The sequence below is a fragment of the Photobacterium lutimaris genome (assembly GCF_003025555.1).
Lineage (GTDB): Bacteria > Pseudomonadota > Gammaproteobacteria > Enterobacterales > Vibrionaceae > Photobacterium > Photobacterium lutimaris.
In genome coordinates, this window is sequence record NZ_PYMH01000023.1 from 1 (window position 1) to 12591 (window position 12591).

General features: G+C 49.2%; 9 protein-coding genes. 8 read left to right on the top strand and 1 reads right to left on the bottom strand.

Translation table 11 applies throughout. The features are described 5' to 3' along the window. Positions 1–378: 378 nt before the first annotated feature. The gene (locus tag C9I99_RS25830; protein ID WP_107351713.1) at positions 379–897 is read right to left on the bottom strand and encodes a porin family protein; all 519 of its coding nucleotides are present in this window, start codon (positions 895–897) and stop codon (positions 379–381) included. Positions 898–1063: 166 nt separating this feature from the next. Here C9I99_RS25830 and C9I99_RS25835 point away from each other — a divergent pair, with 166 nt between their 5' ends. From C9I99_RS25835 to C9I99_RS25870, 8 genes are all read left to right on the top strand, one after another. After that, complete coding sequence (locus C9I99_RS25835; RefSeq protein ID WP_166645524.1) at positions 1064–2407, top strand: amidohydrolase family protein; 1344 nt, start codon at positions 1064–1066, stop codon at positions 2405–2407. Between the two features lie 352 nt (positions 2408–2759). Continuing rightward, complete coding sequence (locus C9I99_RS25840; RefSeq protein ID WP_107351715.1) at positions 2760–2930, top strand: XapX domain-containing protein; 171 nt, start codon at positions 2760–2762, stop codon at positions 2928–2930. A 61-nt stretch (positions 2931–2991) separates the two neighbouring features. Next, positions 2992–3702 carry a purine-nucleoside phosphorylase gene (gene deoD, locus C9I99_RS25845; protein WP_107351716.1) on the top strand — a complete coding sequence of 237 codons (711 nt, stop codon included), beginning with the start codon at positions 2992–2994 and terminating at the stop codon, positions 3700–3702. Between the two features lie 393 nt (positions 3703–4095). Then, positions 4096–5586: a lactate dehydrogenase gene (locus C9I99_RS25850; RefSeq protein WP_107351717.1), complete on the top strand. Its 1491-nt coding sequence runs from the start codon at positions 4096–4098 to the stop codon at positions 5584–5586. 152 nt (positions 5587–5738) lie between these two features. Then, positions 5739–8552 carry a hybrid sensor histidine kinase/response regulator gene (locus C9I99_RS25855; RefSeq protein WP_107351718.1) on the top strand — a complete coding sequence of 938 codons (2814 nt, stop codon included), beginning with the start codon at positions 5739–5741 and terminating at the stop codon, positions 8550–8552. A gap of 177 nt (positions 8553–8729) precedes the next feature. Continuing rightward, positions 8730–9656, top strand: coding sequence for a LysR family transcriptional regulator (locus C9I99_RS25860; protein WP_107351719.1), 927 nt, complete (start codon positions 8730–8732; stop codon positions 9654–9656). A gap of 183 nt (positions 9657–9839) precedes the next feature. Next, positions 9840–10904 carry an alanine/ornithine racemase family PLP-dependent enzyme gene (locus C9I99_RS25865; protein ID WP_107351720.1) on the top strand — a complete coding sequence of 355 codons (1065 nt, stop codon included), beginning with the start codon at positions 9840–9842 and terminating at the stop codon, positions 10902–10904. Positions 10905–10954: 50 nt separating this feature from the next. Further along, positions 10955–12367, top strand: coding sequence for a YfcC family protein (locus C9I99_RS25870; RefSeq protein WP_107351721.1), 1413 nt, complete (start codon positions 10955–10957; stop codon positions 12365–12367). Positions 12368–12591 lie beyond the last annotated feature (224 nt).

The following is a 12591-nucleotide window of genomic DNA, read 5'->3' on the forward strand; positions in this document are numbered from 1 at the left end:
CTCACTGCTTTATAAGTTGCTGGGTGCCAATTGGTGCTCTCGTGAAGGCTTGAGCCTAGTGCGGTGAAAGTTGCACGCTGGGTTCTTAGAGGGACGACACTTGGTAACAGGTGTCGTCTACTCGACAGAAGCGAGTTACACCAGCATAGCATCAATGACCCAGCAACACGTATCTACCAACACTCCCGATATCTACACGGTTTCGTCGGATAATAAAGTGGTAGGGATTTGTGATTACCCAGTCGCGGAAGGAAAAAGCCCAAGAGCTGGTTCTGGGAACCGGTATTCAGCATAAAGATATGCAGAGGCTAACACTCATTCTTTAGCGTAATTGCGGGGAAGCCCGCACTGTCAAGCCAGTGCGGAAAACCGACCTGATTAAAGTCCAGCACTAACCCCGAACACAATAGCGTTATTGGTTACATCGCCCATATCGCGATATTCATAATTCAAAGACAAATCGATAAACGGCAGCATAGTAAAAACAACGCCCGCCCCTCCGGCGAACCCCCAACCGTCTTCACTTTGTCTGGGTTGGCCAGATTGGTCGACATCATAATCGTAGTAATTAGTGCCGAGTTTGCCGTATACACTGCCGATCAACAGAGGCAAATCCGCCCGCAACGTTAGTGGGAATGACGTGTAGTCAATTTCATTTTTTGCCAACTGGTTTGGCGCGTTGACATCAACACTGCCCTGCACCACCCCGGCATTGATACTCAAAATATCATTAATGTGGTAAGAGCCATTAATACCATATTCAACCCCTGTATCATCATTCCCCTGGTACTCAACCCGGCTCCCCCCCACCGTCGCTCCGACGGAAATGCCCAACAAGTCTGCTGAAGCAGGCGTTGCACAGAATAATAACGTCGCCACTAACCCTAGTCTTTTCATGCTTCCTGTCCTTCGAAAATAATCTGACCGCGTCCTTATTATGGGTAGTGCGTATTACAGCAAATTACCAATTCCATTGTTGTTTTCCGTGCAGGCGCTCAACTCTGCCTATACTCACAAAACGGTTTTCCTAATTCACTGTGCTCTCAGGACGGTTACCTATATCATGCCCAACACCTTTCTCAGGGACCTCAAGCAATACCTATCAGCGGCGATGCTTTTTATGCTTTTGGCCTGTGACAGCATAGACGAGACACCAGATGCCGACACCATCTATATAAACGGTACCATTCTTACCCTGTCAGCCCATACTGAAAAAGTCACGGCGATTGCGTTTAAAAACGGTAGGGTACAAGCAATAGGTTCCCGAACCGGAGTCATGCGCCACCAAGGCGATACCACACAAGTTATCGACTTGGAGGGCAATACCATGATCCCCGGTTTTTTTGCCGGCAACAGTGAATTTTCCAAACACCTTGAGCAAACAGCCGACCTTGAACAAGCCCAACGCTCCTTCGCCAGCCAAGGGATCACAACACTGGTTGATATCGGCATCACTCACACAGAGCTCAAGACCTTGTTTGCACACGCTAATGCCAACAAACTACTATTAGATATCATCGCGATCCCCAGCATCAGTGAGCTAGAAACCGTTGTCGATGATGCACAATTCACCTTAGGGCAGTACCACAACAAGTTAAAGGTTGCGGGGTTCTCGCTGGCGCTTGATGGCCGTGTTTCAGACTACACCGCCTGGATGGCTTACCCTTATCAAGATAATCCTGCCCTACCCGCACCAAATTGGCGTAGCGAATCCTTGTTGCCTTTCAGCACCTTCTATAGCGTATTTCAATTGGTTGTTGAAAATGAGCTCCAGCTGTTTATTCACGCCATGGGCGATGCCGCGATTGATGCTGTTATCCAGGCCGGCTATGACCTAAAACTCAATGCCGGACAAGATCAGCGCCACGTCGTTGTGATGTCGCGCTTTATGCGCGATAACCAATTGCAGCAGTATGCCAAGCTGGGAATAATCGGCTGCTTTGACACCAGCAGCATCTATCAACACGGGGAAGACGATGTCGACAAACTCGGCCTCAACCGTGCCGATACCCAGAGCCCGATAAAGCACGCGTTGGAGGATGACCTACCTGCCAGCAACATTTGCCATCCCGGTCCCTCAGCCGTCGATACCCTTTTTACATTGTGGTCTGCGGTCAACCGAATGACGGAAGGTGAAGAGATCATGGGCAGTGGGCTACGCCTCACCCCCCAGCAGGCCCTGTCAACCATGAGCACCCATGCCGCCTTCCAATTTTTTGAAGATGACATTAAAGGTGAACTGGTACCGGGAAAGCAGGCCGATGCCGTGATCCTCTCCGCTAACCCGATGATGATGGATCCGGGGCTGATCAAGGACATCACAATTATCGAAACCATCAAACAGGGGAGGACGATCTATCGCCAGCCCGCCATTATTAACGACAATGAGAACAGCCAACACCAGTGAAATCCATTACAACATCACATTTTTACTCACATTGTTTCATTAAATTGCACTAGTATAAAGCTATCGAAATTAACAACAAAACCCCTTTAACTTTCAACAACCTAAACAAAAAACCAGCGTAATTAAACGGAATTCCCCCGACCTGCCACGCAAACGATACCCCTCACCCTTTCAACAGATTTGGTAATCAAGCTGCTATTTTTAACTAACAGCTCAATAAAATGTGATCACGATCGCGAGATCCCATCACGTCCTTGCTTACACTTTAATCCATCAACACGACGCAACGAGTCAAGGCGCCAAAAGAGCAGCCAACTACGTTGAAATACACAACAATATAGAGGGTAAACACATGAATGAGATTCTGCTTGCAGTTTTTGCAGGATTAATTGTTGGTCTATTTTTCTCGGCCATTAAACTTCCACTGCCTGCGCCACCTGTGCTGCCTGGCATCATGGGAATCGTCGGTGTTTACCTTGGCGGCGTTGCCTACCAAAGCATCGTTGAGCGTTTTTTCTCTTAAACACACACTTTATATAAACGACACAGCGAATAACGTATAAACCACATACCTGGAGTGAACTATGGCTACCCCACATATCAATGCTGAACTTGGTGATTTTGCAGAAACAGTCCTGATGCCTGGCGACCCACTACGTGCAAAATTTATTGCTGAAAATTACCTTGAAGACGTTCAACTGGTTTGTGACGTTCGTAACATGTTCGGTTACACCGGAACATACAAGGGCGAGCGCGTATCTGTTATGGGCCACGGTATGGGTATCCCATCATGCTCAATTTACGTTCACGAACTCATCAAAGATTTCGGCGTGAAGAACATCATCCGTGTCGGTAGTTGTGGTGCCGTACACGACGACGTGAAGCTGATGGATGTCATCATTGGTATGGGTGCATCAACGGACTCTAAAGTGAACCGTATCCGCTTCAACAACCACGACTTTGCGGCTATCGCTGATTTCGGCCTACTAGAAACTGCTGTCAATGAAGCCCGTGCGCAGAATGTACCAGTCCGCGTTGGTAATGTTTTCTCTGCTGACCTTTTCTACAGCCCAGAAGCAGACCTGTTCGACAAAATGGAAAAACTAGGCATGCTAGGCGTTGATATGGAAGCGGCAGGTATCTACGGTGTTGCCGCCGAGCTAGGTGCGAAAGCCCTGACTATCCTAACAGTGTCTGACCACATCAAGCGCGGTGAAAAACTAAGCTCTGAAGATCGCCAGAAGTCCTTTGCACAAATGATGAACGTTGCATTGGAAACAGCCATCAAGCTATAACGAACCTACCGTGGCCGGTGTAACCCCGATTCATCGGCCACACTTTAACTTGTCTACCCAAGCACCTTGGTGCTCCTTGGATAGACCCTCATACCAATGCCATTTGTTCAGATGGTATTGGTATGACAGACAGTGAGAATAATTAGTCTCTGCAGCATTGCTTTGCCTTACTATCAAGCAGCTCAAAATTTTGTAAAATGTGGCGTCTTACACAATTTAATGGCATTCACTACCGTTTGCCGGCGAAGATACTAAGTCAAGGCCCGTTGTAGACACTAATGGTACAGAGCAGGGGACACCTGCTCTGTACCACCCCCCTTATGGGCTCTCCCCCTGCCAAACAGTTCACATAACTCGCTTGTTGCTTAAGCCCATGGATAAGGTTAGGCTGCCATGATGAATACGCGCCGTCTCGACAATCACGATTCGTTACTTCCCGAAGCCTGTAACGGCCATCAACTCAATCATTGTAAAACCGTCAGCTGCAGCCATTTTGGTTCTACCGACCCCCATCATTACGTCCTTCAGCGTAACAATCCGAACAAGCCAATGTTGGTTTGCAAGGAGTGCGGGGCCTTCCCTCCGATCATCAATAACCATGATGTCGTCGAAGAAGCCTTGCGCCTCAAGCAGCAGCAAAACAGCGGCATGCCGGCCTGCAGCAACCCCGACTGCGAAAACCTCGGACTACCGGTACTGACCCACCGCCACCTCTACCATGCTTTTGGTTTCAGTGGCGATCGCCAGCGTTATCGTTGCAAATGCTGCCAAGCGACCTTTGTTGATCGCTGGTCAGGGGTTAACGGCAAAAATCTTATCCAGCAAAAATTGTTAGCCATGCTGTTTACCGGTTATCCGGTCAGAGATATCTGCCGTCGCCTCAACATGAATCCAAAATCGTTCTACGATCAGCTATCGCATATTGCCAGTCGCTGTCGCCGCCAACTCGCGATGTTTGATGCCCGCTTGGTAAAGCATACGCCACAGTTAGCATTGGCCTCAGATATTAGTGAATTACAACCCAACAGCGGGAACGGTGTGCTCTGGGTCGCCAGTAGCGAAGCCGAGTCCGGTTACGTATTGGCGCAAGATATCAACTACCAGCCCGATGAACACAAAGAATGTAGCGAATGGCATGACCCTTACGCCGATGGGGCACGATTTATGGCTGCCCCATCAGCCCAACGGGTTGAAGCCCCAGCCGCATTGCCACAAGGGCTATTAGCCCATATCGACGCGGTTTACCGAGAGATCATGGCGCGGCCAAATTTTGAAGACCCGCTGTCGAGCAAGCCTCGGTTGAATTACCCTTCCAAAGGCTGTTTGATCCGACCACAATACACGGTGTATGCCCACTATATGCACCTGCAACAAATGCTCGTTCAAAATGAAAAGCTGGCTATCTATATGCCACAAGAAACCTTGCTCCGCTCCGCCTGTATCTCTATTTTTTGCGAGCGCATCAAAGACAAAACCATCCACCCGATATATGTCGAAACCGATCCCGAGTGGCAACACGGTCAGCAGGCAGGACGGATTGATATCGTGCTGATGGGGTGGTGGCGTGACCGCTGGGCTTTCACCCGCCAAAACGACATCAGCAAAGGGGTCTGCCATTTAGGCGGCGAAAAGGATAACGAAGGTCAATGGTTGGAGATTGCGACCCACAAGGCCATAACGCGATACCAGCAGCGCTTCCAAGATCAATTTGCCCAGTTCATCAATGAACCACGACGTAAGCTGCGACCGGGCGGCCTGCTCCCCTTGCTTGATATCTATCGCGCTTGGCACAACTTATGCCACCAAGATAAAGATGGCTTCACCCCTGCCCAGCGAATGGGATTGGTAACCACACCGTTAACACTCGAACAGCTACTTAGCTAATACCTTCTAGGCCAATAATGATGGGGAGATCCAATTTCTCCTCTTCCTTTCCATGTATCGGTTGATAAATTCATGGAAGATATATCACACTCCTATAAAAGCGTAAGCGTGCTAACCTTCGGGCACCGCTGTAATGGAATGGATGTTCACGGATGATACCCAATAGAATTAAGCCGATTTTACTCGGAAGTATGCTGTTTATCGGCATTGTTCCGGCCTTTATCTATAACTGGCTCAGCAGTGATAAGCTGACAACAGTAGCCACCGAACAAATTGCCAAGGGATTGAGCAGCCGCACCGAATTGGCCGCACACAACCTTGATGATATCCTCGCCCAGCGCTTGTTGAGCATCCGCAAACTTGCCAGTTCGCCCGTTTTCGAGCTGCCGTTGCTGGAACATCAAGCAGACCATTCCCCAGGCCAACGCACCTTTATCAGCAACTACCTCAACGAACTGTCTAAGGTTGATCCCAGCTTCAGTCAAATAGACCTGATCGAAGCGCACCAGCAGACGCTAACAGCTGTCGCCACCTCTGCCAATACTCTGCCGACAAACATTGAGGCAACCCTGGAGCAAGCAGGGCTGGCAGGTATCACCCAGCAGCTCGTCGAACTCAGCAACGACAAAGCCAACCTTCTTATTTCGCCGCCGCAATACCAAGACGATATTGCCTATCTCTATATCATCAGTACGGTGACCCATCAGCATCATGCCGATGATACGCGCGAAATCTATCTGGTTATCCGCTATCGGCTCGATGAGCTCAACGCGCAACTGACATTTCTTGGCGAGCAGATCAGCAACAGCGACTACATCATGCTGATCAACCGCAACGCTGACATCATCCTTTCGGGCCGCCACCAAGGCATAAGCCTCGCGATATTTGACGATTTCCAGACATACATTCGCCAGCAGCTTCAGCTTTCCCAACCAAGCAGGCAAATTGACAGTCAGAGCCCAGGCGACCTGCACAGCTTCATCAATCGGCAAGGACAAGCGATGGTCACGACGCTTGCCCCACTCAATATCCAGTTAGAGGGGCAAACAAGCTGGTACCTCGCTTCAATCACCCCTGAGCACACGGTGACAGCAACCATCGACTACCTTCAACGGTATTTCTTTCTGGCACTGCTGCTTACTGCAGGCATCGTCATCGTACTGTCGCTGATGCTTACCAAACACATCACCGCCCCTATTGCAGCCTTGAGCCGATTTGCCGCCCAGTTCAAACTTGGCAATTATTCACGTAACAATACATTCAAAGGCCCTTATGAATTCAAAGTTCTGCACGACGCGTTGAACCAAGGAGCCAACAAAATCGCTAGTGATACCCAGCGCCTGAACCAAGCCCTGAACAAAGCAGAGTCAGCAGACCGGGCAAAGTCCGCGTTCCTTGCCAACCTATCGCACGAGATCCGCACCCCGATGAACGGGATGCTTGGCCTATCACAGCTATTGCTCAAGACCGATCTCAACAAGGAGCAAGAGCAGCATATGCGCACCTTGCTTGAGTCTGGCAAGCACATGATGGCTCTGCTTAACGATATTTTGGATTTTTCCAAGATTGAGCAGAGACAATTGAAGCTTGACCCCACCCACTTCTGTTTTACCGATCTGGTTGGCGCCATCGAGAGCACCTACTATTCGCTGGCGAAAGAGAAAGGCATCGAGTTCAATATCCAGTGCGACTTTGACCGTCGCCTATGGTTCTATGCCGATAAAGCTCGGATCCGGCAGATCCTCTTTAACCTCATCAGCAATGCCATTAAATTCACCGAAAAAGGCAAAATCTCGGTATCGCTATCCCTCACCACGGGAGAATCAAGTGGTGATCAATACCTCCATATTGATATTACCGATACCGGGATTGGTATTCCTGCCGAGCGCATCAACCTTATATTTGACCCCTTTGCCCAGGCCGAAGCATCGACTAGCCGCCGCTTTGGCGGTACAGGGCTGGGGTTGAGTATCGTCAAGCAGCTGGCGCAGCTGATGCGCGGGCAAGTGTCCGTGACCAGCGAGCAAGGAGCCGGCGCGACTTTCCATGTCTCTGTCATGATGCAACCGGGACAATATACCGCCGAAGAAAGCAGTGACATTGCTTTTGACAGCCGGGCATTTGCTGGCCTCAAGGTGTTGATTGTCGAGGATAACCACCTCAATGTGCTGATCATTGAAAGTTTTCTTAAGCAACGGGGGTTTATTCCGTCCATCGCCGAGAATGGTGCTGAGGCATTGAAAATCATGAAGACCCAGGCCTTCGATCTGATTTTGATGGACAACCATATGCCGGTGATGGATGGTATCGAAGCGACCCAGCGGATCCGCAAGCTGCCCCCTCCAGCCTGCGAAACACCGATTTTTGCCTGTACTGCTGATGTCTTTGCTGAAACCCAGCGCAACATGCTCAAAGCCGGGGTGGAATGCATGATCACCAAACCGCTGGATGAAGGTAAGCTGGTTGACGCCCTCCAGCGTTTTAAGAGCAAGATCACCCATATGGCTCGGCTGCGCTCGGAGCTAGAAGCTGAGGAGCAGGCCCTTCTCCATGAAGCGGCTTCCCCCCACCACAGCAGTCAGCCAACAAACGGCGAAGGCGAGGGCAACCTTAATCCAGACAGCTTCAAACAAATCGACCTGACAAGCCTGCTAGAGATGATGGACGACGACCACGATATCGTATGCCAGTTCCTGCAGATGTTTGTCGACGAGCATAGCTTGGATATGAAAAAGTTAAGGCAAGCCCTGGTTGAGCAAGATTTTGATTCAGCGGCATTGATTAGCCACTCATTAAAAGGCGTATCAGGCAGCATCGGCGCCATCCATGTACAGCAAACGGCAGCAGCGGTCGAAAAGAAAATCAAGACCGGTCAACTCCCTTCAGATGACGTTCTTTCATTGCTCGAACAGCGATTATCGCTGCTGATTGAGGAGATTCACCATCAGGTAACCCTCACCACTTAATGACGCAGTGCCATTATTCTTCCGGTTTAATGGCATCGCACAATCACCCGTTTATTTCTGACAGATATTGTTCGTCTGTTGTGTACCTATTTGGCTTGAATATTTAAACCAGAGTGATAGATCTCAGAACAACATATCATTCGATCATAAAATCAATAATAAAAATGAGAATATGAGATGCGAAAAATTAATGACTGTGACATTAAACTCCTCCACTTATTTGCGACAATCGTTGATTCAGGTGGTTTTTCCGCAGCACAATTTAAATTAAATATGCACCAATCAACAATTAGCACCCGAATGAACGATCTGGAAACCCGACTCGGTATGACACTCTGCCACCGGGGACGCAGAGGCTTTCGTCTTACCCATGATGGCCTCAAGGTTTACCAGTTATGCCAGGAACTATTTAATAATATTGTCCATTTTGAAGAGCAGCTCGATAGCATCAGAAATGTTTCCCACGGCCATATTAAGCTGACCTTAACCGATAACATTGCCACCAACCCGCAATGCAAAATCCAACAAGCCATCAGGATCTTTTGCAGTGAGCACCCGAAAGTCTCTATTAACACCGATATCTGGGATTCCTACCAAATAGAGATGATGCTGCTTGACGGTAAAACAGAAGTAGGGATCACCTCTTCTGAAGTCCCCAAAGACGGATTAAAATATACCTACTTGTTTGGCGAAAGACAGTGCCTGTACTGCGTACCCGACCACCCAATACTCGCGATATCAAAGGAGATCACCCCCCAGGAACTACGCCAGTTTCCAGTTGTAGAACGTGGTCTGTCCCACAAAATCACACCGCTTAGCGATACCAAAGATCTGATCCATCTTGCCTGCAGTACCAACATGGAAGCCACAGCCCATCTCATCCTATCCGGCAATTTTGTGGGTTATCTGCCAGATCACTACGCATCGATTTGGGTGCAGCGAGGAGAAATGGTCAAAGTTAACGCCCCTTCTCTGGAGTATTTTGCCAAATTTCATTTGACCACCCTTGAATCAAAAGAATTATCAAAGGCTGCCTCTGAATTAATTCGTGCCATCACCATGGTGCACCAGCAGCAACAATCTCCGCTCCCCCTCTCCAAATAATAAACTTTGTTTTAAATATAATGATTATTACCGCGGGATAAAATTACTTATCCTGCGGATATTATTTCATCAAAAATAATACATTGTCATTTTTCAAAGTAACCATACAAAACTCATTATTTATCTTTACCCATAAATAGCGCTCAATAATACCAAATTACAATATTGCCTAAAGGTAATGATATGAGCACTTACCCTTGCATTAATATTCATTTAGATACGATCACCGAAAATACCCAGCATATGGTTTCCGCCTGCCACAACTACGGCGTTTCCCCCGCTGGCATAACCAAGCTGGCCTGCGCCTATCCGGAGGTTGGCCAAGCAATTATCGACGGCGGTATTCACCTGCTGGCCGATTCACGCATTGCCAATTTAAAAAAACTCCAGCGGCTTGATGCGGAAAAAATGCTGTTAAGGATACCCGCCATCAGCGAGGCCGACGATGTGGTGCATTATGCCGATATCTCCCTCAACTCAGAACTCACGACATTGGAAGCACTGTCTGACGCGGCAGTCAGGCAGCATAAAACTCATCAGATTATCCTCATGCATGACTTGGGTGATCTCCGCGAAGGGGCGTTCTATGAAGAAGAGACGATCGCGCTTTCTCACAAAGCAATGGCGCTGCCCGGTATAGAGGTAGTCGGTCTCGGCACCAACCTCGCTTGCTACGGTGGAGTGGAGCCCACCGCAGAGAACCAGAGCAAACTGGTCAGCCTCGCCAGGCAGATTGAATCTGAACTGGGTATCACACTGAAATACATCTCCGGCGCCAGCTCGGCCGCTCTGCCCTTGATGCTCAACGGTCAGCTTCCGCGAGATATCAATCAGCTCAGGCTCGGGGCATCACTCCTGATGGGTATTGGCTTAAACGATGATCCAATCCCCAATACCCGGCAGGATACTTTTGATCTCACCGCCGAAATCGTCGAGCTTAAAATAAAACCTTCAGTACCGACCCATTCCACAGCCCTCGATGCCTTTGGCAACAAGCCTGAGTTTGTTGACAGGGGATTACGCAAACGCGCCATTTGCGCAATTGGCAAGCAAGATGTCGATATCAGCGAGATCACCCCCAAAGACAAGGACATCATCGTTATCGGCGGCAGTAGCGACCACCTGATCATCGACATCAGTGACAGCAAGACAGACTACTACACAGGCAGCCTGGTCGAATTCGAACTCTCTTACGGGGGGGTCCTGCAATGCATGACATCCGAATACGTCACCAAACGCTTCATTTAATTTCGACCCAACTAATGCAGCACCGAACTGCAACCTGCTAAGGAAGCACCATGCTAAAAATTAAAAAGTTTCCCAATACATTTACCATCCTGTTCTTCTTGATAGCATTTTTTGCCATGCTGACCTACATACTGCCAGCAGGGAAATACACCCGCGAGATGAACGAACAACTCGGCCGTGAAGTCCCTTTGCCTGGCTCGTTCCAAATAATTGAATCGTCGCCGCAAGGTTTTTTCGACACACTAATGGCACCCATTTCTGGTTTCTATGATCCTATCAGCGGCGTCATCGGAGCCATTGATGTCAGCCTCTTTGTCCTGATGGTCGGTGGCTTTTTAGGGATAGTCACCAAAACCGGGGCAATTGATACCGGTATTGCGCGGATCATGGTGCGCCTGAAAGGCAAAGAGATCTATATGATCCCGATCCTGATGGTTCTGTTCGCGCTCGGTGGCACCTCCTACGGTATGGCAGAGGAATCACTGGCATTTTACGGCCTGCTTATCCCCATTTTCATGACTGCACGCTTTGACCCTCTGGTGGCCGTTGCCGTGATCTTCGTGGGTACCGGGATCGGCACCCTGGGCTCGACTATCAACCCGTTTGGTACGGTGATTGCCTCTAACGCGGCCAGCGTGGACTTCCTCAGCGGTGTAGAACTGCGTTTTGCGATTCTGGCAATCGCCCTGGTTGTCGGTATCGGCTACGTCATGCGCTACGCGAAAAAGGTTCAGAACAATCCAGAGTCATCACTGCTTGCCCACCTGCGCCATGATCACGAACAGCATTTTCTTGGCAACAAAGACACCACCAGCAACCTGCCGGTGCTTACCGGCCCGCAGCAAGCGGTACTGGTACTGTTTATCCTGACATTCACTATCATGATCTACGGTGTATCCGTTCTTGGTTGGTGGATGGCTGAGATGGCAACCCTGTTTATCTTCATGGGGATCCTATGCGGGATTGTCGGCCGCCTGAGTGAAGATGACCTGATTGACTCATTTGTCGCCGGTGCAGCCGATCTCATCGGGGTTGCATTAATTGTCGGTGTTGCACGTGGTATCGTTGTCGTAATGGAAGCAGGCAATATCACCGATACCATTCTTAACTATGCCGAAGGGCTTGTTGCCGGCAAGAGCTCGGTACTGTTTATCAACACCGTCTACGGCATTGAAATGCTGCTGTCGTTTATTATACCGTCTACCTCCGGCCTGGCAGTGATGAGCATGCCTATCCTGGCTCCATTGAGTGATTTTGCCAACACTGGCCGCGAATTAGTCGTTACCGCGTTTATGAGCGGAATTGGTACTGTCCTGTTTGTAACCCCAACTTACGGTGTACTGATGGGCGGTCTGGCCATTGCGCGTATCCCTTATGTGACCTGGCTGAAATTTATCGCACCGCTGGTTGCCTTCTTTGTCGCGCTAAACTGCATCATCCTCTCCATCGGCGTCACCATGTAACCCTACCAACCAGTCGTCTGCCCCGGGAGTATCGCCACTCCCGGGGCCATACATATGATCAGCAACCAGATCATATGTTCAGGCTCTAACCTTATGTGCATTGGCGATTATTGCGCCTAACAACCGACACATACGGCCTAAATAACATAAAGCGAGTAAAATAATGAGATCAGATCAGGATTTGAAAAGAATTCCGATTGACAAAATATGCCAAAACGCTAATT